Source organism: Actinomycetospora termitidis, assembly GCF_030286555.1.
GTDB lineage: Bacteria > Actinomycetota > Actinomycetes > Mycobacteriales > Pseudonocardiaceae > Actinomycetospora > Actinomycetospora termitidis.
In genome coordinates this window covers 884,712-907,824 of the sequence record NZ_JASVWF010000001.1, presented here as the reverse complement: position 1 = coordinate 907,824, position 23,113 = coordinate 884,712, and the positions used below count along the sequence as shown (strand labels likewise).

Here is a 23,113-nt window from a genome sequence, read left to right as displayed (position 1 = left end):
CCCACGGAACTCCCGCGACAAAGTCCGCGGGCGGCGGTCCGACGATCTGTGACGCGGTGACGACTACTTGTTCACCACGGGCGGGAGCATGTCGCCGATGAACTCGGCCGCCTCCTCCATGTTTCCGAACATGACCGTCCGGTCGTCCATGTGCACCATCTTCCCGTAGTGCGTGGACATGTTCTCCTCGAACTCGGCGGCGTCGTAGAAACCTTCCTCCTCGCCGAGCGCCTCGGAGATCTCGTCGTAGACGAAGTCCATCCGGCCCTTGCAGTCCACGCGGATCATCGCGGGCAGGTGCGTGACCGTCACGTTCTCCTGACGGTCCATCACCTCGGCGACGACCACGCCGATCTGGTTGTTCATCAGGGTCACACCGGCCATGCCGGACTCGGTGCTGTCGACCTTGAAGGGGCTCTCGCCGCCGAAACTGGGTCGCGTGGTCGACTGGGTCACTGGGAGAGCTCCTTCGGGGCGTCGAGGCCGAGGTCGTTCAGAATCCCGGCGAAACGGTTCTTGGCGCGGTCGAGGGAGTCCTCGAATCGGGGCGGCTTGGCGTCGGGCTGCGACCACAGCGGCTGCAGCTGGCGGGCGGCCTCGAGGCACTGCGGGACCCAGTGCGAGAGCCAGCCCTGCATGATCTGCTTGTTGTGGTCGGCGAACTCCCGGTCCTGGGTCAGCAGGCCCATGCAGGCCTGCGTCCAGCGGAGGTCGCGCTGGGCGAAGTCGTACTCGCCGGCGCCCATGACGGTCGGGGTGACGTAGTCGCCGTTCCCGGGCGCGGACTGCTGCACGAGGTTCGACCGGAACAGCTCGCCGAGCAGCGGCTCGAACACGATGTTCGTGCCGAAGATCATCTCGCCCCAGTCGTCGTCGACCGCGGTGAGCGCCTCGGCGACCTTGCGGACGCCCTGCCACTCGGCGTCGTTGTTCCACGCCTCGAGGTGCGCGGCGCCGTCGAAGCCGTCGATCTCCTCGGTGAGGGTGAGGTTGTAGAGCGCGAGGTCCTGGGCGAAACGGATCTTGTGCTCACTGTTCACCGCCATCGCGGTGTTGTGCATGTTCGTCGGACCGGAGCGGTTGCAGGCCGCGAAGATGTAGAGCCCGAAGATGTGCTCGATGTGCATCCACGCGCCGACGTGGCGCTCGACGAAGCGCACCCAGTTCTGGGTCCACTGCTGGAACGCCTTGTTGTTGCGGGCGTTCTCGACGTTCTGACCGATCTGGCGCTCGACGTTCGCGTTGTAGCGGAACATCGTGAGTTCCCATTCCTCATTGGGATCACGGAACTCGTGCCAGCCGTGGGCGGGCCAGTCCTGCACCGGCTTCCCGCCGGAACCCGGGCCACGCTCGGGCTCGGGGTCGTCGACGCCCCACGCCTTGAGCTTGGTCCAGTTCAGCGGGTAACCCCGCGAGCCGTCGGCGAAGCCGTAGATCCATCCCTGGGTCAGGTAGTGCCGCGGGTCCGGCTGGACCTCGACGGTGACGTCCTCGTAGTGGGTCTGCTTGCGCTTCGCCGGCTTGAAGTAGTTGTAGCGCCGCGCCGACGGGCCGGAGTCGGGGAACTCTTTCGCCCCGGCTTCCGCATCGGTGAATGTCGGCTTCGGTACGCTTCTCGCGGTGTTCTCGGTGGTGGTCATGTGTCGCCCTACTCCTCCGGCTCTCCGGTCGTGGTGAACTTGTCAAAGAAGATGTTGCGTTCGTCGACCCCGCGTTGGGCTAGCAGTGCGATGGCCGCGTCCACCATCGGCGGCGGCCCGCACACATAGGCATCCCTTCCCTTCAGATCGGGTTCCTGGCCCCGGACGGCCTCGGTGACCAGACCGGTCAGGCCGTCCCACCCGTCGCCCTCGTGGTCGGAGAGGACGGGGATGTAGCGGAAGCCCGGCAGCGTCGTCTCGAGCTCGCGCAGTTCGTCCTCGAAGCACAGGTCGTCCTTGGTGCGCGCGCCGTAGTAGAGCGTCGCCTTCCGGCCGGTGTCCTTCTCCTGGAGCGCCCGCAGCAGCCCCAGCAGCGGCGCCATGCCGGCCCCGCCGCCGATGAAGACGATCTCCGAGGTGCGGTTCTCGCGGAGGGTGCAGGTGCCGAAGGGCGCCTCGACCTCCAGCTTGTCCCCCGCCTGGACGTCGTTCTTCAGGAACTGCGAGAACAGGCCGTCCGGGTAGATCTTGATGACGAACTCGAACCGCCCCTCCCGGTTCGGGGTGTTCGCCATCGAGAACGACCGGCTCTCCCCGGACTCGGGCAGGATGAAGTCCATGTACTGACCGGGGAAGAACTTGATGTCCTCGCCGGCCACCTGCTGGACCACGAGGTGGCGCATGTCGTGCGTGACGGCCTCGTTCGAGATGACCTCGACGGTGCCCTTGCGCACGGGCAGGCCGGAGCGCAGGACCTCCTCGTCGTAGTTCAGGAGCTCGATCGTGAGGTCGGTGTAGGCGTGGGCGCGGCAGAGGAGCGTCTGCCCCTCCTCGCGCTCCATGTCGGGCAGGGCGAAGGTCGAGTAGCGGTCGAGCTCGATCTCGTCCATGTCGCCCTCGAGCACGAAGGACTTGCAGGCGGCGCACTGCCCTTCCTTGCACCCGTGCATGAGTTGGACACCCTGCTCGAACGCGGCGCGCAGGATCGTCTGGTCCTCGTCGACCTCGATCTCGATGCCCACCGGTTCGAAACGGACGAGGTGCTTGTCACCCATCGGCTCAGAACTCCTCGTAGGAGGGGGATTCAGGACACAGCACGGCCGTGACCGGAATTGCTGGAAAGCGGGAGAATGCCGCCGGGAATGAATTCGACCGGCGGCGGGCACCGCGGGGGACCGGGATCGCCGGTCCCCCGCGGGTCTGACTCGTCCTAGGAGATCAGGACGTCGCGCCGGCCGGACGGCCGGCCGGGCCCTGGGCGTTGTAGTCCGCCACGAACGCCTCGCGCTCCGAGTCGCTCATCTCGTTGAGGATGACGTTCGGGCTGGCCACGTGCGGCATGCGCCGCATGTGGTCGAGGGTCCACATCTTCTTCGGGTCGAGGTCCAGGTGCGGCTGCGCCGTGAGCGTCTTGCCGTCGTCGCGCACGAAGCCCATGTCCTGGATGACGTCGGCCCAGTTCCAGCCGTGGTACAGCGTCTCCCACTCGCGGTGGCCGACGAGCTTGCCCATGTTGGGCGTGTCGCGACCCTCGTAGGTGGGCCGGAACGCCACGGCGTCGGTCCAGCGGCAGGCCTCGTGGCAGTAGGTGCGCCACTGGCCGTCCACCTTGTCGACGACCATGTCCTCACGCACCAGACACGGGACCATGCAGGTCCAGCAGCGGTGCGGGTACACGTAGTCGACGTCCTCGGCGACGATCGCGTGGTGGCCGTTCGGCCGCGAGAGCCGGTTGTAGTTCTCCCACCACTTGCCGTACCGGTCGTACCAGCCCGGGTACTTGTACTCGAACCACTCGAAGTCCTCGTCGGTCATGCCGTCGATGCGCCAGTAGTTGGCGAGCCAACCGGTGGCGAAGAACTGCGCGACCTCGTGGACGTAGCCCTTGTTCCAGATCTGGTTCCACGACTCCTCGATGAGGTCGTGGGGGATCACCAGGCCGTACTTCTCGAGCGGCAGGAGGTAGGCGCGGTAGTAGTCGTCGTAGATCCACCGACGCCACATCTCCGCGTAGGACTCACGGTCCTTGCGGCGGTCCTTCGTGCCGTACTCGATGAACGTTCCGATCGCGGCGTCCACGACACGGTGGTTGTTCCACCACGCGTAGCGGAGGTCGCGCTCGAGGAGCTGGCGGTTGTCCTCGTCCGACAGCGCCATGAGCAGCGTGGCGTAGCCGTTCGAGATGTGGCGCGACTCGTCGGACTGGACCGAGTGGAACACCGTCGGCAGCAGGTAGTCACCGTTGGCGGCCGCCTCACCGGGCATGGCCACGAACAGGGTGTTGGTGAAGGCCGTCTCGGCGACGATCGTCAGGTAGATGCTGGCCGCGGTGATCGCGTCACCGGTGATGAACCCCTCGGCGAACTGCCGGCCGATGGTGCCGCAGTAGTCCGAGTGGAAGTTCCGGAGGGTGTTGTTGAAGCCCGCCGGGTCGATGTAGTTGTTCATGTACAGGCGCTTGAGGTTCTGCTGGATCGTCGAGTGCCTGACCTCGTCGATCATCTGGATCGCCTGGCCGTTGTGCAGCTCCGGGTTCGGAACCGCCTGGAACAGCATCGGCATCGAGCGCGCCGCCGAGATCTCCGGCAACGGGATGATCGACAGGAAGAGCTTCTGCCACTCCAGCCAGCGCTCCTGCACCTGGCGGAACATGTTGCCGCGGATCGCGCCGTCCGACGCGCCGTAGACGCGGTTGTCCTTCTCCTCCTGCATGGGGAAGTAGGAACGCAGGACCTGCTTCAGCGGGTCCTTCTTCGCGGCCTTACGGAAGGTGTAGTCCGTGCCGTATTTCATGTACGGCTCGTGGTACTGCGGCTCCCAGGAGAGTTCCTGGATTTTCTGGTGAGCCTTCGCCAAGCTCTGACGGCTCATGCTTTCCTCCTCGGAAAGTGTCTGCTGTGTTTTCTGGGGTCGTGCTGGGTCGTGCCGGTGACTAGGCGGGCCTCACCTCCTCGGCGGTCGGATCGCGGGTCGACGCGACCCGGGCCCGCCACTCGCGCATGGCGGTGGCGGCGACCTCCCGGACCGCGCTGGTCAGGGCGGCGGAGTCCTGCGCGAAGCGCCGCGCCGGGCTGGAGACCGCGATGCTCGCGGCCACCCGGCCGTCGGGGGCGACGATGGGCGCCCCGACGCAGCAGAACCCCTCGGCGAACTCCTCGCGGTCGACGGCGATCCCGTCGCGCCGCACCCGGGCGAGCTCCTGCTCCAGCCCGGGGGTGGTGGTGATGGTCGTGGCGGTGAACGCCGTCCGCGACGGCTGGGCGAGCAGCAGCTCCTCGATCTCCGAGGAGGTCGCGACCAGCGCCTTCGTGACGGCGAGGGCGTGGGCCTGGGCGACCGGGATGCGCTCGCGCAGGTCGGGGATCCGCGCGAGGCCTTGGTGGCCGCGGGCGTCGACGATGACCGTCGCGTCGCCGTCCCAGCGCGCGAGGTAGGACCGCTGCCGGGTGCGCCAGTACAGCTCGGTCACCGCGTCCGCGAGGCTCTCCGGCAGCTCGTAGCGCGACACCGGGTCGTCCTCGCGCCGCAGCGGGCGCAGGGCGTCCTCGACGGTGTCCGGGTCCTCGGCCGCGGCCGGCTCGTCCTCGACCTCGACCTCGGGCCCGCCACCCCACGCGCTGCCCCACGGGGGCGCGTCGCCGAGTCGGTAGATGCCGGTGCGCCCGTCGCGGCGGGCGTAGCCCTCCTGGCACAGGGTGTTCAGCAGGTAGCGCGCGGTGGCGGAGCTCTTGCCGATCGCGGTGCCGAGCCCGTCGGCGGTCAGGCCGTCGGGGGCGTCGGCGAGGAGGCGGAGCGCGGCGAGCGCCTCGGCGGCGGTCTTGAGGGATCGGCCTCCGGTCTGCGATCGGTCCGCCATGCCGCCTCCTCCCGCCGGTCGTCGTGGGCGCGCAGGGCCGTCGCCGACCCACCGCGGTCGGGCCCGGTGTGTGGTGGTGGGGCCCGTGGGCGCCTCGCCGGAGCGGTGCTCGTCGGCGAGACGTGGGTCACTGAACGCGCTCCGGAACCTTGTGGTCAACATCACCGTTTCGATGTGCAGATGCTGCACATCGCCACTGAACCTCACCGAACGACCGTTCGCCGCTGGTCAGAGCGGTATGGACGACAGTTCAGCGGGTAGCCGATCGGTTCGCTGTCTCAGACGGAGACACCGTGGGGCCCTTTCCGGACAGGTTCTGAGGCGGGTTTCCGAGACGGTCGTGCCGACCCGGGAGGCGGCGCACCGGGACGGGAGTGCCCCGCCTCGTCGCGGGCTCCCACCCGCCGTCGCTCGCCTGTCGTGGGGAATCCCAGCGACAGGGTGATGCCGGGACGTCGGCAGGCCACGACAGGACACAGCCGGGCACCCTGTCGCTGGGACTCCCCGCGACAGGACGGGCGGGCCGTAATGCCATGCCGCTCGACGCAGGGTCGGCGCGGCTCCGATCGCCGGCGCACACGCGAGAAGCAGAGGCACCCCGCAGCGGCCCGCAAGGTGCCTGACGTACCTCTCGCGAACGGACCACCGCCCGGCGCACACGCGAGAAGCACAGGACGCACCTCGCAGCGGCCCGGACGGTGCCTGGTGTACCTCTCGGCGGGCGGGCCGGGCTACTCGTGCTCCGGCAGGACCGGCACCGAGATCCCGGGGTCGCGGCCCAGCTGGGTGGCCCGGCCGACCGCCGCGGAGCCGAAGCGGGTGTGGATGGCGTCGAGGGCCTGGTCGAGCGCGGCGGGGCTCCGCTCGACCTCGGCGCCGGCCAGTGCGGTCGCCGGCTCGTCGCGGGAGTCGAGGGGCAGTTCGAGCTGCTCGCGGCCCTCCCGGTCGAGGTTGGCCAGCGAGAGGCCGATCAGCGTGATCCCCCGGTCGAGGATCATCGACATCGACTCGGCCAGCAGTTCGCGGGCGGCGGCGTCGATGGGTGCGGTGCGGTCGGTGGCGGTCCGCAGGGTGTGCGAGCGCGTGACGCGGGTGAAGTCGCCGAAGCGCAGGCGCAGCACGATCGTCCGGCACGTCCGACCGCCGTCGCGCAGGCGCCGGGCGAGCCGGTCGACGATCCCGGCGAGGATCGTGTCCAGCTCCGCCGGGCTGCGGCGGCGGTTCCCCAGCGCCCGCTGCGAGCCGATCGACCGCCGGCGGACGCCCGGGGTCACGCGGCGCGGGTCGGAGAACGTCGCCAGCGCGTGCAGGTGGTGCCCCGCGGCCGGCCCCAGCAGCGACACCAGCGCCGGTTCGCCCAGGTCCGCGACGTCGGCGACCGTGTGGATCCCCAACCCGTGCAACTTCGCCGCGGTCACCGCGCCGACGCCCCACAGCCGCTCGACCCGCAGCGGGTGCAGGAACTCCCGCTCGGCGTCCGGGTCGACGACGAGCAGCCCGTCCGGTTTCGCGACGCCGCTCGCCACCTTGGCCAGGAACTTCGTCCGCGCGACGCCGACGGTGATCGGCAGCCCGACCTCGGCGAGCACCCGCCCCCGCAGCCGCGCGGCGATGTCGCGCGGCGTGCCGACCAGCCGCGCGAGCCCCCCGACCTCGAGGAACGCCTCGTCGATGGAGATGCCCTCGACCAGCGGCGTCGTGTCGCGGAAGATCTCGAAGACGTCCTTCGACGCCGCCGAGTACGCCTCCATGCGGGGCGAGACGACGACGGCGTCGGGACACAGCGCCCGGGCCTGCCGGCCGTTCATGGCCGTGCGCACACCCGCGCGCTTCGCCTCGTAGCTGCACGCGAGCACCACACCGCCGCCGACGAGCACGGGGCGTCCGCGCAGGTCGGGGTCGTCACGCTGCTCGACGGAGGCGTAGAACGCGTCGAGGTCGGCGTGCAGGATCGTCGCGGCCCCCTCGCGATCCCCCGACACGAACTCATGTTCCCACGGCCGCGAGGGTCAGCGCGCCGCCAGCTCCAGCGCGATGTCGACGATCATGTCCTCCTGGCCGCCCACCAGCCGGCGGTCCCCCGCAGCGACGAGCAGCTCCCGCACGTCCACCCCGTGCGTGGCCGCCGCCGACTCCGCGTGTCGCAGGAACGAGCCGTACACGCCGGCGTAGCCCAGGGTCAGCGTCTCCCGGTCCACCCGCACCGGGCGGTCCTGCAACGGGCGCACCAGGTCCTCCGCCGCGTCCTGCAGGGCGAACAGGTCGCAGCCGTGCTCCCAGCCGTACAGGTCGGCGACCGCGACGAACGCCTCGAGCGGGGTGTTGCCCGCGCCGGCGCCCTGGCCCGCGAGCGAGGCGTCGACCCGCACCGCGCCCTCCTGCACCGCGGCCACCGAGTTCGCCACCGACAACGACAGGTTCTCGTGCGCGTGGATCCCGACCTCGGTGGCGGCGTCGAGCAGGTCGCGGTAGGCCCGCACCCGCTCCCGCACGCCCTCGGGCAGCAGGCGCCCGCCGGAGTCGGTGACGTAGACGCAGTGCGCGCCGTACGACTCCATCAGCGACGCCTGCCGCGCGAGCTCCGCCGCCGGCGCCATGTGGCTCATCATGAGGAACCCGGAGACGTCCATGCCCAGCGCACGGGCCTCGGAGATGTGCTGGGCGGCGACGTCGGCCTCGGTGCAGTGCGTCGCCACCCGCACCGAGCGGACGCCGAGCGCGTGCGCCCGCCGCAGGTCGGCCACCGTGCCGATGCCCGGCAGGAGCAGCGTCGTGAGGCGTGCCCGCTCCAGCACCCCGGCCGCGGCGGTGATCCACTCGCCGTCGGCGTGGCTGCCGGGGCCGTAGGTCAGCGAGCCGCCCGCGAGCCCGTCGCCGTGCGCGACCTCGACGGCGTCGACCCCGGCGGCCTCGAGCGCCGCGGCGATCGCGGCCACCCGCTCCGGTGCGAGGCGGTGCCGGATGGCGTGCATCCCGTCCCGCAGGGTCACGTCCTGGACGAACAGCCTCATGCGCCGACCTCCGGTCGGACCCGCCCGGCGGCGAGCGCCTCGGCCACGCGCAGCGCGGCGCTGGTCATGATGTCGAGGTTCCCGGCGTAGGCCGGGAGGTAGTGCGCGGCGCCCTCGACCTGCAGGAACACCGACACCCGGTGCGTCGCAGGGGCGGCCGTCAGGGTGTGCACCGGCAGGTCGGCCGGCAGCGGGTCGATCTGCACCCGCTGCACCAGCCGGTAGCCCGGCACGTACGCGGCGACCGCCTCGACCATCCGCGCGACCGAGGCGCGGATCGCCTCGTGCTGCTCCGGGGACGGGGCGTCGACCAGGGCGAGCACGGTGTCGCGCATGATCAGCGGCGGCTCGGCGGGGTTGAGGACGATGATCGCCTTGCCGCGGCCCGCGCCACCCACGGTCTCGATCGCGCGGGCCGTCGTCTCGGTGAACTCGTCGATGTTCGCCCGCGTGCCCGGACCGGCCGAGCGGGAGGCGATCGAGGCGACGATCTCCGCGTAGGGCACCGGCACCGCGGACGCGATCGCGGCGACGATCGGCACGGTGGCCTGGCCGCCGCAGGTCACCATGTTGACGTCGGGGGCGTCGAGGTGGTCGGCGAGGTTCACCGCGGGCACGACCATCGGGCCGATCGCGGCCGGGGTGAGGTCGATCAGGCGCACGCCGGACGGCGCGAGCACCTCGGCGTTGTGCCGGTGCGCCCCGGCCGACGTGGCGTCGAGGACGATGCCGATCCCGTCGAAGCCGGGCAGGTCGAGGAGCCCCTCGACGCCCGCGGCCGTCGTCGGGACCCCGAGGCGGGCGGCCCGCGCGAGACCGTCCGACGCCGGGTCGATGCCCACCATCGCGCCCATCTCGAGCGACGACGACAGGCGCAGGACCTTGATCATGAGGTCGGTGCCGATGTTGCCGGAACCGATGACGGCGACCCGGGTGGTCATGGGCGTCCTCCGAGGGTGACGGTGGCCTCGCCGAGGCCGGTGAGGTGGGCGGTGAACACGTCGCCGGCGGTCGCGGGGACCATCGGCCCGAGCGCGCCGGAGAGCACGACCTGACCGGCGCGCAGGGGATCCCCGAACGCACGCGCGGTCCGCGCGAGCCAGGACAGGGCGGCGAGCGGATCGCCGAGGCAGGCGGCGCCGGTCCCCGAGGAGACCTCCTCGCCGTTGCGGGTCAGGGTCATCGCGACCCCGACGGGCTCGACGTCGGCGAGGGCGACCGTCGTCGGCCCGAGCACGTAGGCCGCGCTCGACCCGTTGTCCGCGACGGTGTCGGCCACCGTGATGTCCCAGTCGGCGATGCGGCTGTCGACGATCTCGAGGGCCGCGACCTGGTGCGCGACCGCGCCCCGGACGTCGTCGGGACCCAGCGGACCGTCGAGGAGGTCCGCCCCGAGGACGAAGGCGATCTCGGCCTCGACGCGCGGCGCGACGAGCCGGTCGAGGGCCAGCGTGCCCTCGTGCGGCACCGCCATCCCCTCGAGCAGCACGCCGAGGTCCGGCTGGTCCACGCCGAGCTGGGCCTGGACCGCGGGCGAGGTGAGGCCGATCTTGCGGCCCACCGGTCGCCGGCCGAGCCCGGCGACCACCCGCTGCGCGACGGCGTAGGCGGCGTCGAGGTCGTCCGGGCCGATCAGGTCGCGGACCGGGGCGCAGGCCTCCCCGGTGCGGGCGGCGTGCAGGAGCCGGTCGGCCGCGTCGGCGACCGCCGTGCTCGTCGGGAGGCTCATGCGGGCCAGCCTCGGACACCGGCACCCCGGCGACCCAGCACCGAGTTCCGTCGGACGGAACTCTCAGGACGGCCGGCGCCGCGCCAGCATCGCCGCGATCCCCGCCCCGGCCGCCCGCACCGCCTCGACGTGCCGGCGCGGCTCGAACCGGTGCACCGGCCCCGTCACGCTGACGGCCGCGTGCGCACCGCCCTCGCCGTCGCCCACGACCGCCGCGACGCAGGTGACGCCGACGGCGGACTCCTCGTGCTCGAAGGTGACGCCCTCGACGAGAGCGCGGTCGAGCTGACGGCGCAGGACCTCGACGTTCACGACGGTGCGCGGGGTGCGGCGGGGCAGCGGCCCGCGCAGCACCTCGTCGCGCACCTCGGGCCCGGCGTGGGCGAGCAGGACCTTCCCGATCGCGGTCGCGTGCAGCGGCATCCGCCCGCCCAGCCGGCTGGGCGCGTCGACCTGGCGGTGGCCGCCGGTCTTGGACACGTAGACCACCTCGGTGCCCTCCCGGACCCCGAGGTGCACGGTCTCGTGGGTGCGCTCGTAGAGGTCCTCGAGGTAGGGCGCCGCGACCTCGAGCAGGCTCCGCTCGACGGCGGCCCGCATGCCGAGCTCGAACACGAGCCCGGAGAGGCGGTACCGGCCGTCGGGACGCTCCAGGAGCCGGTGCTCCACCAGCTCGGCCAGGGTGCGGTGCAGCGTCCCCTTCGCCAGCCCGGTGCGGCGGCCCAGCTCGGCGAACCCGAGCTCGGTGTCCTCGACGGTGAAGGCCTGCAGCACGGCCAGCGCCTTGCCCAGCACCGTCGCGGGCACCATCGCCCCAGGCTAGACCGGGGCCGTCCCGAGCCGGGCCAGGAGCCGCGGGGTGACGTCGCGGTAGGCCCCGGGGTCGACCGGGTTGAGCCACTGCGCCGCCCGCACGCGGGCCGGGATCTGCAGGTCCAGGTCGCCGAGGACCTCGTCGACGTTGTGCAGCGAGAACGGGATGATCTTCGTCCCGCGGCAGTGGTGGCCGTCGGTCGCGTCGTCCATGAACGCCAGTTGCGCGTCGACGTGCGCCCGCATCGCCTCCTTCTCCGGCAGTGCGAGCCGGCCCGCGAGCCGTGCCGCGATCCAGACCGCCGCCATCTCGGCGTTGAGCGGGCTGAAGAATGACGAGTTGTAGCCGGCGAAGGACAGGTTCTCGACGTCGACGGGGTGGATCTGCCGGTAGAGCCGGTAGTTGCCGTGCTCGTCGAGCAGCCGGGCGTGCAGCTCGGGGTCGAGGAATGCGACCCCCTGCCGGAACCCGGTCGCGCAGAGCAGCAGGTCCGCGCGCAGGACGGTGCCGTCGTCCAGCTCGACGTGCGGCACCCCCTCCTTCTCCAGCAGCCGGACGACGACGCGGTCGCGGCGCACGCGGATCACCCCGGAGCGGACGCGCTCGAAGAAGCCCTCCGTCGTCAGGCCGATGGCGCCGCGGACGATGTCCTCGAAGCGGCCGCGGGGGACGAGGTCGAGCTCGCGCAGCCGGTCCTGCCGCGTCGCGATCGCGCCGACCGAGGCCATCATCCTGGCCCGCACCCGCCGGCCGGGACCGTGGATGACCTTCTCGAAGCCCTGCAGCCGGATGTAGCGGAACAGCGCCTCGCCCATGCGCGTCAGCAGCAGGTGCTTGAAGTTGAGCACGCCACCGATGTGGCGCGGCACCTTCCACAGCAGCTGCCGGGCGATCACGTCCGTGCTCGCGGCGGCGTCGGCGACCGCCACCGCGACGTCGCACGCGGACTTGCCGTAGCCGACGACCACGACGTGCGCGCCGTCGAGCGACCCGGCGTCCGCGAAGCCGCTCGAGCTCGCGACGCGCCCACCCGCCGTCGTGAAGTCCTCCAGGCCGGCGAAGTCCGGCAGGGCGGGCTCCGAGAAGACCCCGTTCGCGACGACGAGGTGGTCGACCGTCTCGGTGACCTCGGCGCTGCCGTCGACCGGGCGCGTCGTGAGGCGCCAGCCCGCGTCGAGCTGCTCGGCGCGGACGACCTCCGTCCCGAGTCGCAGCAGCCGGTCGACCCCGAAGCGCTCGGCGTAGGAGGCGAGGTAGGCCTGCACCTGCTCGCCGTCGGGCCACTCCGGGAACTCGGCGGGCATCGGGTGGTCGGAGAACGCGTAGGTGTCCTTCGCGCTCTGCGTGCACAGGCCCGGGTAGCGGCGGGTGGCGCTCCAGACCCCGCCCACGTCGGGCGTCCGGTCGATCACGACGACGTCGTGGCCGGCCGCGGCGAGCACCTTGGCGGTGCACAGCCCGGCGACCCCGGCGCCGACGACGGCGATCCGCACGGCGCGGCCCTCAGCCCTGCGTCGCCGGGAGGCGCAGCTCGATGCCGAAGCGGCTCATCACCGACTCCATCACCGAGATGTCCTTCGGCCCGGGCGGGAGGTCCGCGAGCGCCTGGTAGTACGCCTCGAGACCGGCCGGGGAGACGACCGAGATGACGCGGGCCTCGTCGTCGAACGGGTTGCGGAAGGTGTGCACGACGTCGCGCGGCAGCAGCAGGTAGTCGCCGTGCGACAGCACGAACGTCTCGCCGCCGAGCATCACCTCGAGCTGCCCGGCGAGGCAGATGAACGACTCGTCCTCGCGGGTGTGCACGTGCGGCGGCGGGCCGTTCACCCCGCTCGGGATCGCGTACTCGAACAGTGAGTAGGCGTCGCGGGTCGACTCGCCGGTCGCCTTGGCCGTGATGCCCAGGCCGATGGCCGGGATCTGCCGGCCCTCGCGCGAGGACAGCATGTAGCCGCCGCCCAGTGACATGACGTGCTCCTTCGTCCGTGCGGAGCCGGCGCGGAGCCGCGCCGGCGTGCTGCGGGTCACAGTGCGGCGCGCACGGCCCGCCCTCCAACGAGGCGTCCCGGTGAGTGGGACGCGGGGGCCTAGCGCCGGGCCGAGTAGGCCCGGGAGGCCGCGGCGGCGGCCATCTGGACGGCGGGCCCGGCCCGCTCCGCCCGCACGGCCCCGGTCGGGCCGGTCACGGAGATGGCCGCGACGACCTCGCCGAGCGGCCCGAACACCGGGGCGGCGACGCAGGAGATGCCGACGTTGCCCTCCTCGCGGTCGGCCGCCCAGCCGCGCGGCGGGATCGTCGCGAGCTCGCGGCGCAGGGCGGTCGGGCTGGTGAGGGTCCGCGGGGTGCGGGCGGGCATGCCGGCCGCGATGACCTCGTCCACGACCTCGGGCGACGAGTGCGCCAGGATCGCCCGCCCGAGCCCGGAGCAGTACGTGGGGATCGTCCCGCCGACCTGGGAGAGCATCGGCAGCGGCCGGTGCCCGGTGATCTTCTCGACGACGAGGATCTCCGGCCCGCGCAGGACGCCGAGCTGTACCGCGACCTTCGTCGCGGCGTAGAGGTCCTGCAGGAACGGCAGGACGGCCTCGCGCAGCTCGTGGCGCACCGGGGCCAGACCGGAGATCTCGAACAGTCGCTCGCCGACGCGGTAGCGGTCGCCGGGCTTGTCCAGCCAGCCCAGCCGGAGCATGCGGTCGGCCGTGCGGTGCGTGGTCGAGCGGGGCAGTCCGCAGCGGGCGACCAGCGCGGCGAGGGTGAGCTCGCGGTGCTCGGCGTCGAACGCGTCGAGGATCGCGGCGGCCCGGTCGAGGGCGGCGGCCGGACCGGCATCCCGCTCGGTGGGACTCATCCTCACCCCGCTCCGGACACGACGGGCACGCTCCGACCCGGGAGGTCCCGCGTCAGCGTAGTGCGGGGCCGCGACGGATCGGAGGGACCGATGAGCGAGCTGGCGGTCTGGGCCACGATCGACGTCCTGCCCGGGCGGCAGGCCGAGGCGGAGGAGGTCTTCGCCCGGTCGCGCCGCGTGCTGGAGGCCGAGCCCGGCACCACGAGCTTCTTCGTGGTGCGCATCGACGACACCACCTACGGCATCTTCGACACCTTCGCCGACCGGGCCGCCCTGGAGGCGCACATCGAGGGCGACTCCGGCCGCGACCACGTGAACTCGCTGGTCGGGACGGTCTTCGCGGCCCCGCCCGTCATCACCACGGCGACCCTGGTGGAGCGGGCCGCGACCGGGTGAGCTCACCGCGCGGCCACCGCTCGCGTGCCGGTCCAGCGCGCGAGGGTCGCGCACCACCCGTCGTCGTGACCGGCCCAGGCGACGTAGCCGTCCGGCCGGACGAGCAGCGACGGGCCCGGGCCGCGCCGCTCCGCCTGGGCGGGCGCTCCCGGCTCCGGAGGCGTCCCCGCGGCGCGGACCAACAGGAAGCCGACGTCGTCGCGGTCGCCGACGGTGCCCTCGGCGAGCGGCACCCGGGTCGCGGGGGTCCCGACGAGGCGGTGGTCGCCGGGACCGGACCGATAGCGCAGGCCGGTCCCGGCGAAGCTGCCCGCGATCGCGGCGTTGCCGGCGCGGGAGGCGAGCAGCCGCGTGCTCACCACGTCCCGCACGGCACGGGCCGGCCGCGGGTGCAGGGTGATCGCCCGCATCATGAGCCCGCTCTGGAGCAGGACGCGGCGGCCGATCGGGTGCCGCTCGTCGTGGTAGGTGTCGAGCACCGCGTCGTCGGCCCCACCGAGGACCGCGTCGAGCTTCCAGCCGAGGTTGGCCGCGTCCTGGATGCCCGTGTTCATGCCCTGTCCGCCCATCGGCGAGTGCACGTGGGCGGCGTCCCCGGCGAGCAGCACCCGGCCGTGCCGGTAGCGGGCCACCTGGCGCTCGTCGCAGTGGAACCGGGAGCGCCAGTCGACCGCGGTCACCCCGACGTCGCGGCCCAGCGCGCGGGCCAGGACCGGGCCGATCTCGTCGTCGTCCACCGGGGCGTCGTCGGGGAGCTGCCGGGACCGTGACCAGGTCATCGAGCGGTACCGGTCGTCGCCGTAGGGCGCGAGGAACCCGAACTCCTCCCGGGTGCCACCGAGGGTCAGGCCCTCGCCCGCGGGCGGTGCCGCGAGCCGGACGTCCGCGAGCACCACCGACGAGAGCACCGACCGGCCGGGGAACTCCACGCCGAGCAGCTCGCGCACCGTCGAGCGGGAGCCGTCCGCCGCGACGACGTACCGGGCCCGCAGCGAGCGCACCGGCCCGCCGTCGTGGGGAGCGGTCCGCAGCTCGACCCCGGTGTCGTCCTGCTCCAGGCCCACGACCTCGTGCCCGCGCAGGACCGTCGCGCCCGCCTCGCGGGCCCGGTCCTCGAGCAGGCGGTCGACGTGCGTCTGCGGGACGACGAGGCCGTGCGGGTACGCGGTGTCGAGCCGGTCCAGGCGGATCGCGGCGCCGTGCCAGAGGCGGACCCGGGGGACCGGCGTGCCGAGTCCGAGCAGCGTCTCCGTGACCGGGCGGCCCTCGACGGTGCGGTGCGCCAGCATCTCGAGCGTCCTGGGCATGACGGCGAAGGCGCGACTGCCCGGGTGGCGGGACGGCCAGCGTTCAACGACGGCGACCCGGCGGCCGCGCCGGGCGAGGTCCCCCGCGGCCGTCGAGCCGGTCGGTCCGGCTCCCACCACGACGACGTCGAACTCGTCCATGTCGACCTCCTCAAGTCAATGCTCGATGACTTCGACGGTAGACCCGGCCCGTCGTCGAGGTCAACGGTCGGTGACTTAGGCTCGCGACGTGGCTCCTCCCCGTGGCCGGGACGCCGTCCGCACCCGTGCGGACCTCCTCACCGCCGCCCGCACGCTCTTCGCCCGCGACGGCTACGACCGCGTGACGCTGCGGGCGGTCGGCGAGGCGGTCGGCGTCGATCCCGCCCTGGTGGTGCGCTACTTCGGCGGCAAGGCGGCGCTGTTCGCCGAGGCCGCCCGCCTGGACATCGACCTCCCCGACCTGCGGGGACTCGACCCGGAGGCGATCGCGGACGCGCTGGTGGACCGGTTCGTGGCGCTGTTCGACGCGAGCGAGAACCTGCTCGCGCTGCTGCGGACGGCGGCCACCAGCGCGGAGGCCGCTGCGGCGTTGCGCGAGGTGCTGCTCGAGCAGGCCGGGCCGGCCCTCGCGACGGTCGCGCCGGACCACCCGCAGGAACGGGCCGCCCTGGTCGGCTCCCAGGTGGTCGGGCTGGCGTTCGCCCGGCACGTCCTCGTCGTGCCCGCGATCGCCGCGATGGACCGCGACGCGCTGCGGGCCTGGCTCGGGCCGACGCTGGTGGGCTACCTGACGGGGCCCGCGCCGGTCTGACCTGCTTGTCCTACTCAGTGGGACCGCGTCTCGGTCCGGCGGTGGTCCGCCCCGCACGCTCGGCCCCGGGCGGCACGTCGCCGCCCTCCGACGCCGGGGAGGCCTCGTGGGTGGGAGCAGCGGACCGGCCCTCGTCGGGGGCGCGGGGAGCGGGATCGGGCGTGCGATCGCCCGGCGGCTGGCCGCCGACGGCCGCGACGTCGTGCTGGTCGGCCGGACCGCGGCCACCCTGCGCGACGCCGCCGACGAGGTCGCCGACGTGACCGGGCAGGCCGTGGCCACCGTCGTCGCGGACCTCGCGGACCCGGCGGCCGCGCCGGAGCTGCTGGCCGCCGCGGAGGCGGCGCACGGCCCGCTCGACGTGCTCGTCCTGAACGCCGGGGGGCCGCCGCCGGGTCGGATCCTCGACGTCGACGACGCCGGGTGGGCCGCCGGCGCCGACCTGCTGCTGCGCGGTCCACTGGCCCTCGCCCGCGCCGCGCTGCCTGGGATGCGCGCCCGCGGCCACGGCCGGGTCGTCGTCCTGACCTCGACCGCGGTGCGCCAGCCGCAGCCCGACCTCGCCGTCTCCGTCGTCCTGCGCGCGGCGATGACGGCCGCGGCGAAGCTCCTGGCCCGGGAGGTGGCCGCGGACGGCGTGACCGTGAACTGCGTGGCGCCCGGGGCCACGGCCACGGCGCGCCGCGACGAGATCCTCGCCCGGCGCGCCGCCGCGACCGGGGCCGACCGCGGGGAGCTGGACCGGGCCGACACGGCCGTCGTCCCCGCCGGACGGCCCGGCACCCCGGAGGAGGTCGCCGCCGCCGTGGGGTTCCTCGCGTCGGAGGCGGCCGGTTACGTGACCGGGACCGTCCTGACCGTGGACGGCGGACGGACGGAGACGATCTGAATGAGCACCTTCGAGATGGCGGACTTCCTCGGCTCCCTGCGCGACGAGGTCCCGCCCGGCCCCGGGCGCCCGCTCGTGGTGCACGACGCCGACCTGCAGCCGCTGCCGGCCGACCAGGTGCACAACCCGACCACCCTGCGCGTCGCCGGCGACCTCCCGACGCTGACGTTCGAGCTGTTCAAGCAGGTCTTCCCGCCCGGCGGCAGCTCGGACATGCAGCGCCACCACCACGAGACGATCCACTACGTCGTCTCCGGGGACGGCCACTCCGAGATCGAGGACGAGGTCGTCACGTGGACGACGGGCTCGTTCGTCTACACCCCGCCGTGGACCTGGCACCGCCACCACAACGACGCTCCCGACCGGCCCGTCGAGTTCCTCACCATCGAGAACTCGCGGCTGCTCGGCCTGCTCGGCGTCGGCCGGCGGCAGAGCGCCGGCCTCGTCGACATGGACACCGCCCGCGCCCGCTTCGACCTCCCCACCGGAGAAGGAGACCGACCATGACCTCCACGGCGCCCGTCGCCGCCCCGCCGATCCCCGACCACGTCAGCATCTGGGGCGAGCTCGCCGACGTCGACCACGAGCTGCGTCACGTCGACGTCGCCGGCGTGCGCACCCGCGTGCTGCGCGCCGGCTCCGGCCCCGACCTGGTGCTCATCCACGGCACCGGCGGGCACCTCGAGGCCTACGCCCGCGACGTCGCCGGGCTCGCCGCGCACTTCCGGGTCACGCTCTACGACATGGTCGGCCACGGCTGGTCCGACCTGCCGGACGTGCCCTACACGGTGGACGTCCTCTCCGACCACCTCGTGGGCCTGCTGGACGTCCTCGGGATCGCCCGGGCACATCTGTCCGGCGAGTCGCTGGGCGGGTGGGTGGCCGCGTGGACCGCCGCGCACCACCCGGAGCGGGTCGGCCGCCTCGTCCTGAACACCCCGGGCAACATCGCGAACAAGCCCGAGGTGATGGCCCGGCTGCGGGCGTCCACGACGACGGCCGTGACCGATCCCAGCGACGAGAACGTCCGACGGCGGGTCGCGTGGCTCTTCCACGACACCTCGATGGTCACCGACGAGCTGGTGAACCTGCGACGCTCGGTGTACTCGCGGGAGGGCTTCGTCGCCGCCATCGGGAACACGCTCGTGCTGCAGGACCCCGCGACGCGCGCCCGGTACAGCTGGGACCCGTCCTGGGTCGGCCGGATCACCGCGCCGACGCTGCTGCTGTGGACCGACCACGACCCGACCGGGGGGCTCGACGAGGCCGAGATGCTGCGGTCGTGGCTGCCGGGTGCGGAGCTGCACGTGGTCCACGGCGCCGGCCACTGGCCGCAGTGGGAGCGCCCCGCGGAGTTCGTCGCCGAGCACGAGCGGTTCCTGCTGGGCGGGGCGTCGTGAGCGAGATCGTCGGCGTCGTCGGGATGTCGCACTCCCCCTTCGCGACGCTGCTCGACCCGCCGGCTCCCGGAGCGCCCGGAGCGGGCTTCCTGGCCGACGCCGAGCGCGTCCGCGCGGCGGTGGCGGACCTGGCCCCGGACGCCGTCGTCGTCGTGGGGCCCGACCACTTCCACGGCAACTTCTACGACGTCATGCCGCCGTTCGTGCTGGGCGTGGAGGAGGTCGTCGGGTTCGGCGACTTCGGCAGCCGCTCGGGACCACTGCCCGTGGCCGCCGACCTCGCCTGGGCCGTGTACGACGGGCTGACCGCGGCCGGCGTCGACGTCGCCATCTCCTACTCGCTGACCGTCGACCACGGCATCGTGCAGGGCTACGAGATGCTGCTCGGCGGGACCGGTGTGCCGCTCGTGCCGCTGGTGCTGAACACCGCCGCGCCGCCGCTGCCGACACCGCAGCGCTGCCTCGTCGTCGGGAAGGCCCTGGGTGCGGCACTGCGGACGGCCCCGACCGGGCGGGTCCTCGTCGTCGCCTCGGGCGGGCTCTCGCACTGGCTGCCCTCGAACGACCCGCGGGACCCCGCCGTCGTCGGCGAGCGCCGGGCCTCGCTGATCCACGGCCGTCAGGACCCGGTCGCGTTCGCGGCCGCCCGCGAGCCGCGGGTGCGCGCGATGGCCGGCAACCCGGACTCGCCGGTCAACGCCGGCTGGGACCGGTGGTTCCTGGAGCGCCTGGCGTCCGACGACCCGGAGGCCGTCGCCGCACTCGGGCACGAGGGCATCGAGGCCGCCGCCGGCAGCGGCGGGCAGGAGGTGCGCACGTGGCTCGTCGCGCACGCCGCGGGCGGCCGGGCGACCGTCTGGTCGAGCTATGAGCCGGTGCCGGAGTGGATCACCGGCATGGGGATCGCCACGAGTTTCCCGGTGCCCGACGGGGCGGTCGGCGGCCGCGGGAGGGTGGCCGCGGGCGGGGTGACCTAGGTCGGCCGGGGACGGGGCGTCGCACCGTACGCTGTCCGGTCGAACGTCCCGTCCGAGTCCAGGAGGACCCGTGCCGCCACGCCGGCGCCGAGGCAACGACTCCTCGGCCCTGACCGCGGAGCGGATCGTGGACGCGGCGCTGGCGATCGCGGACTCCGAGGCCGACCTCGACCGCCTGACGGTCCGGCGCCTCGCCGCGGACCTCGACGTCGGCGTGATGACCCTCTACGGCTACTTCCGCAACAAGGACGAGATCCTCGACGCGATGGGCGACCGGATCCTCGGGTCGATGGCCTTCCCGGAGGAGATCGACACCGAGCCGGCGGCCGCCCTGCGCACGCTGGGGCACGCGTTCCTGGCCATGATGCGGGAGCACCCGAGCGTGGTGCGCCTGCTCGCGACCCGGGTGACCGACAGCCCGGCCGCGTTGGTCGGGGCGATGGAGGGGGTCCTGCACCGTCTCGCCGCGGCCGGGATCACGGGGCCGCTCGCCGTGCGGTGCTACGGGTTCCTCATCACCTACGCGCTGGGCTTCTCCGCCTACGAGACGCCGCGGACGTGGGGTCGGACGGACGACGCCGAGGAGGCCCGTCGGCGGCGCTCGCACTTCTACGCCGGGCTCGACCGCGACCGCTTCCCCGAGACGGTGGGCCTGGCCGCGGACCTGCCCGCCCTGCCGACCGACGAGCAGTTCGCGGACGGCCTGGACGCGTGGATCGCCGGCACGGTCGCCCGGGTGCCGTCCCGCCGTGGTTGAGCGAAGGGCCCCCTCGGTCGGATAGACGGGCCGTGGGCGCCCATCGCCCATCCGGCACCGCATGAGCGAAGGGCCCCCTCGGTCGATCTATTCGACCGAGGGGGCCCTTCGCTCAGTCCGTCAGCTGCCCGCCGCGGGGACGGCCGGACCGGTGGCCGCCGGTGTCACCGGGGACGCCTCGTGGTCGGTCGGGTAGCGCAGCGCCAGCCCCGCGAGCAGGGAGATGACGGCGCCGACGGCCATGTAGGCCGCGATGGCCCACCAGCTGCCGGTGGAACCCTGCAGCGACGCGGCGATCGCGGGGGCGAACCCGTTGCCGAGGATCGTGCCGATCGTGAACCCGATGCCCATGCCGCTGAAGCGCAGCGCGGGCGGGAAGACGCCGGAGAAGTAGACCGGGAAGACCGCGTAGTTCGCCGAGTAGGCGAGGAACACAATCACGAACCCGAGCAGCATCAGGCCGTAGTTGCGGGTGTCGAGCAGGGCGAACCAGAGGAACGGCGTGACGACGAGCCCGGCCGCACCGGTGAGGAACACCTTGCGGACACCGACCCGGTCGGCGAGGCGTCCGGCGACCGGGATCGCGATCAGCAGCACGACGGCGGCCGGCAGCAGGACGGCGAGCATCGTCGAGCTGGGCAGGCCGAGGGCGGTGCGGCCGTAGGAGATCGAGAAGACGGTCGTCAGCGTGAACACCATGCCGGCCGAGATCGTGGCGAGGGCGACCAGGACGACGGCCTTCCCGCTGCCGCGCAGCACCTCGACGAGCGGGAGCCGGCGGACGGCGCCCGCCTGCTTCGCCTCGATGAAGTCCGGGCTCTCCTCCAGCGTCCAGCGCACGACGAGGCCGATGACCACGAGGATGCCGCTGACCAGGAACGGGATGCGCCAGCCCCAGGAGAGCAGCGCCGGCTCCGGCAGGGTGAGCACGGCCAGGAACACGAGGTTGGAGAGGATCATCCCGGCGGAGGTCCCGGTGTTCACCAGGGCGCCCCGGACGCCCCGTCGGGACCGCTCGGAGTGCTCCACCGTCATCAGGACGGCCCCGCTGTACTCCCCGCCGACCGAGATGCCCTGCAGCACGCGCAGGGCCACGAGCAGGATCGGTGCCCAGATCCCGATGGTGCCGTAGCTCGGCAGCAGGCCGATCAGGAACGTCGAGCCACCCATCAGCAACAGGGTGATGACGAGGACGGTGCGCCGGCCGACGCGGTCCCCGAAGTGCCCGAAGACGAGCGCCCCCAGGGGCCGGGCGACGTACCCGACGCCGAACGTCGACAGCGCGATGAGGGTGCCGGCGAGCGGGTCGAAGGTCGGGAAGAACAGCTTCGCGAAGACCAGCGACGACGCCAGCCCGTAGATCGCGAAGTCGTAGTACTCGATGGTCGTGCCGATCCAGCTGGCGATCACGGCCTTCGCCGGGCTGCGGCGAGGTCCGGTGGTGACGGACATGCGGACTCCGGGGGGAGGGGCGGGGACGTCGCCGGCCGGTGTGCCGGAGCGCGTCGGGATGATCCGGTCGCTGTCGCGGAGCGTGCAACGTCGCTGGCGCTGAACCGTCCGACCGGGTGTCCGTACTTTGTATGGTGCGACGCACGGACGTCAAGGAGCGCTTTCTCGATCGCGCAGCGTCGTCACACAACGGAAATACGCGGACCCGTGACATCGGCCCGACGGTGTGTCATCTTCCGTACCGTACTTAGTACGCACAGGAGGTTCGGGTGGACGACACGGTGATGGATCTCGAGGTCGTGGGATTGCGTCGGGAGGCCGACGGCGTCCTGTCGGTCGAGCTGCGCGACCACGCCGATCGCGTCCTGCCCGGCTGGGAGCCCGGGGCGCACGTCGACCTCGCGGTCGGCGAGCACGTCCGGCAGTACTCGCTGTGCGGCGACCCCGCGCACCGCCGCCGCTACCGCGTGGCCGTGCTGCGCGAGCCGGCGTCGCGGGGCGGATCGGCCCACGTCCACGAGCGGCTGCGCCCCGGCGACGAGGTCGAGGTCGGCGGGCCGCGCAACCACTTCCCCCTGGCCGACGCACCGCGCCACCTGCTGGTCGCGGGCGGCATCGGCATCACCCCGGTCCTGACGATGGCCGCGGACCTCGCCGCCCGCGGCACGGACTGGCGGCTGGTCTACCTCGGTCGGTCCCGGCGTTCGATGGCCTTCCTGGACGACCTCACCGTGCTCGACGGCGGGTCGGGCCGGTTGACGGTGCACACCGACGACGTCGACGGCGCCCCGGACCTCGACGTCCTGCTCGCCGGTCTCGACGCCGCGACCGCGGTGTCGGTGTGCGGACCGGCCGGGCTGATCGGCGCCGTCGAGGCGCACTGCCTCGCCCACGGCCTGCCGGCACCCCGCGCCGAGCGCTTCGCCGCCGCCGCGCGGGACGACGACGAGGTGCTCACCCCGTTCGACGTGGTCGTGGCCAGCACCGGCGCGCGGGTCACCGTGCCCGCCGACCGGTCCGCGCTCGAGGTGCTCGACGAGGCCGGCCTGACGCTGCCCAACGCCTGCCGCGACGGCGTGTGCGGCAGCTGCCTCGTCGGCGTCGTCGCCGGCGAGCCGTGGCACCGCGACGCGCTCACCGAGCCCGACCGGACCGACGTCCTCGCGCCCTGTGTGTCCCGCGCCCGCGGCGCGGAGCTCGTGCTCGACCTCTAGGCGCTCCCCCACCACCACGCAGGAGAACC

General features: G+C 73.1%; 23 protein-coding genes. 8 read left to right on the top strand and 15 right to left on the bottom strand.

Annotated features, from left to right (window positions below; genetic code table 11):
- Window positions 1-63: 63 nt before the first annotated feature.
- From QRT03_RS04435 to QRT03_RS04375, 13 genes are all read right to left on the bottom strand, one after another.
- Window positions 64-384 carry an MmoB/DmpM family protein gene (locus QRT03_RS04435; protein ID WP_286052045.1) on the bottom strand — a complete coding sequence of 107 codons (321 nt, stop codon included), beginning with the start codon at window positions 382-384 and terminating at the stop codon, window positions 64-66.
- A 68-nt stretch (window positions 385-452) separates the two neighbouring features.
- Complete coding sequence (locus QRT03_RS04430; RefSeq protein WP_286051298.1) at window positions 453-1,640, bottom strand: ferritin family protein; 1,188 nt, start codon at window positions 1,638-1,640, stop codon at window positions 453-455.
- Between the two features lie 8 nt (window positions 1,641-1,648).
- Window positions 1,649-2,695: an NADH:ubiquinone reductase (Na(+)-transporting) subunit F gene (locus tag QRT03_RS04425; protein ID WP_286051297.1), complete on the bottom strand. Its 1,047-nt coding sequence runs from the start codon at window positions 2,693-2,695 to the stop codon at window positions 1,649-1,651.
- 163 nt (window positions 2,696-2,858) lie between these two features.
- The gene (locus QRT03_RS04420) at window positions 2,859-4,511 is read right to left on the bottom strand and encodes a ferritin family protein (protein ID WP_286051296.1); all 1,653 of its coding nucleotides are present in this window, start codon (window positions 4,509-4,511) and stop codon (window positions 2,859-2,861) included.
- Between the two features lie 61 nt (window positions 4,512-4,572).
- Complete coding sequence (locus QRT03_RS04415) at window positions 4,573-5,496, bottom strand: IclR family transcriptional regulator (RefSeq protein WP_286051295.1); 924 nt, start codon at window positions 5,494-5,496, stop codon at window positions 4,573-4,575.
- A 731-nt stretch (window positions 5,497-6,227) separates the two neighbouring features.
- Window positions 6,228-7,478, bottom strand: coding sequence for a DNA polymerase IV (gene dinB, locus QRT03_RS04410; protein WP_286051294.1), 1,251 nt, complete (start codon window positions 7,476-7,478; stop codon window positions 6,228-6,230).
- Window positions 7,479-7,505: 27 nt separating this feature from the next.
- On the bottom strand, window positions 7,506-8,507 hold the full coding sequence (dmpG, locus tag QRT03_RS04405) for a 4-hydroxy-2-oxovalerate aldolase (RefSeq protein ID WP_286051293.1): 1,002 nt from the start codon (window positions 8,505-8,507) through the stop codon (window positions 7,506-7,508).
- Complete coding sequence (locus QRT03_RS04400) at window positions 8,504-9,448, bottom strand: acetaldehyde dehydrogenase (acetylating) (RefSeq protein ID WP_286051292.1); 945 nt, start codon at window positions 9,446-9,448, stop codon at window positions 8,504-8,506. Before QRT03_RS04400 ends, dmpG begins: the two co-directional genes overlap by 4 nt.
- Window positions 9,445-10,236 (bottom strand): 2-keto-4-pentenoate hydratase, encoded by a 792-nt coding sequence (locus QRT03_RS04395; protein WP_286051291.1) that lies wholly within the window; start codon window positions 10,234-10,236, stop codon window positions 9,445-9,447. Before QRT03_RS04395 ends, QRT03_RS04400 begins: the two co-directional genes overlap by 4 nt.
- Before the next feature lie 63 nt (window positions 10,237-10,299).
- Window positions 10,300-11,046 (bottom strand): IclR family transcriptional regulator, encoded by a 747-nt coding sequence (locus QRT03_RS04390; RefSeq protein ID WP_286051290.1) that lies wholly within the window; start codon window positions 11,044-11,046, stop codon window positions 10,300-10,302.
- A 9-nt stretch (window positions 11,047-11,055) separates the two neighbouring features.
- Window positions 11,056-12,543, bottom strand: a complete 1,488-nt coding sequence (locus tag QRT03_RS04385; RefSeq protein WP_286051289.1) for a flavin-containing monooxygenase — start codon at window positions 12,541-12,543, stop codon at window positions 11,056-11,058.
- 10 nt (window positions 12,544-12,553) lie between these two features.
- Entirely contained in the window at window positions 12,554-13,018 is a 465-nt protein-coding gene (locus QRT03_RS04380; RefSeq protein ID WP_286051288.1) for a cupin domain-containing protein, read from the bottom strand.
- Between the two features lie 119 nt (window positions 13,019-13,137).
- Window positions 13,138-13,899 (bottom strand): IclR family transcriptional regulator, encoded by a 762-nt coding sequence (locus tag QRT03_RS04375; protein WP_286051287.1) that lies wholly within the window; start codon window positions 13,897-13,899, stop codon window positions 13,138-13,140.
- A gap of 90 nt (window positions 13,900-13,989) precedes the next feature.
- Between QRT03_RS04375 and QRT03_RS04370 the strand changes: the two genes are divergently transcribed.
- A complete protein-coding gene (locus tag QRT03_RS04370) occupies window positions 13,990-14,295 on the top strand; it encodes a putative quinol monooxygenase (protein ID WP_286051286.1) in 306 nt (101 codons plus the stop codon).
- Window positions 14,296-14,297: 2 nt separating this feature from the next.
- Here QRT03_RS04370 and QRT03_RS04365 read toward each other — a convergent pair whose 3' ends face one another.
- Entirely contained in the window at window positions 14,298-15,743 is a 1,446-nt protein-coding gene (locus tag QRT03_RS04365; protein ID WP_286051285.1) for an FAD-dependent oxidoreductase, read from the bottom strand.
- An 88-nt stretch (window positions 15,744-15,831) separates the two neighbouring features.
- Between QRT03_RS04365 and QRT03_RS04360 the strand changes: the two genes are divergently transcribed.
- The 6 genes from QRT03_RS04360 (at window position 15,832) to QRT03_RS04335 (ending at window position 20,418) form a co-directional block, all read left to right on the top strand.
- Window positions 15,832-16,395 carry a TetR/AcrR family transcriptional regulator gene (locus tag QRT03_RS04360; protein ID WP_286051284.1) on the top strand — a complete coding sequence of 188 codons (564 nt, stop codon included), beginning with the start codon at window positions 15,832-15,834 and terminating at the stop codon, window positions 16,393-16,395.
- Window positions 16,396-16,501: 106 nt separating this feature from the next.
- Entirely contained in the window at window positions 16,502-17,284 is a 783-nt protein-coding gene (locus QRT03_RS04355) for an SDR family oxidoreductase (protein ID WP_286051283.1), read from the top strand.
- A complete protein-coding gene (locus QRT03_RS04350; protein ID WP_286051282.1) occupies window positions 17,285-17,791 on the top strand; it encodes a cupin domain-containing protein in 507 nt (168 codons plus the stop codon).
- Window positions 17,788-18,684 carry an alpha/beta fold hydrolase gene (locus QRT03_RS04345; protein ID WP_286051281.1) on the top strand — a complete coding sequence of 299 codons (897 nt, stop codon included), beginning with the start codon at window positions 17,788-17,790 and terminating at the stop codon, window positions 18,682-18,684. Before QRT03_RS04350 ends, QRT03_RS04345 begins: the two co-directional genes overlap by 4 nt.
- The gene (locus QRT03_RS04340; RefSeq protein WP_286051280.1) at window positions 18,681-19,661 is read left to right on the top strand and encodes a DODA-type extradiol aromatic ring-opening family dioxygenase; all 981 of its coding nucleotides are present in this window, start codon (window positions 18,681-18,683) and stop codon (window positions 19,659-19,661) included. The genes QRT03_RS04345 and QRT03_RS04340 overlap by 4 nt, the downstream gene beginning before the upstream one ends.
- 70 nt (window positions 19,662-19,731) lie before the next feature.
- Complete coding sequence (locus QRT03_RS04335) at window positions 19,732-20,418, top strand: TetR/AcrR family transcriptional regulator (RefSeq protein WP_286051279.1); 687 nt, start codon at window positions 19,732-19,734, stop codon at window positions 20,416-20,418.
- Window positions 20,419-20,538: 120 nt separating this feature from the next.
- Here QRT03_RS04335 and QRT03_RS04330 read toward each other — a convergent pair whose 3' ends face one another.
- The gene (locus QRT03_RS04330; RefSeq protein WP_286051278.1) at window positions 20,539-21,870 is read right to left on the bottom strand and encodes an MFS transporter; all 1,332 of its coding nucleotides are present in this window, start codon (window positions 21,868-21,870) and stop codon (window positions 20,539-20,541) included.
- A 269-nt stretch (window positions 21,871-22,139) separates the two neighbouring features.
- Between QRT03_RS04330 and QRT03_RS04325 the strand changes: the two genes are divergently transcribed.
- Entirely contained in the window at window positions 22,140-23,084 is a 945-nt protein-coding gene (locus QRT03_RS04325) for a PDR/VanB family oxidoreductase (RefSeq protein WP_345783230.1), read from the top strand.
- Window positions 23,085-23,113 lie beyond the last annotated feature (29 nt).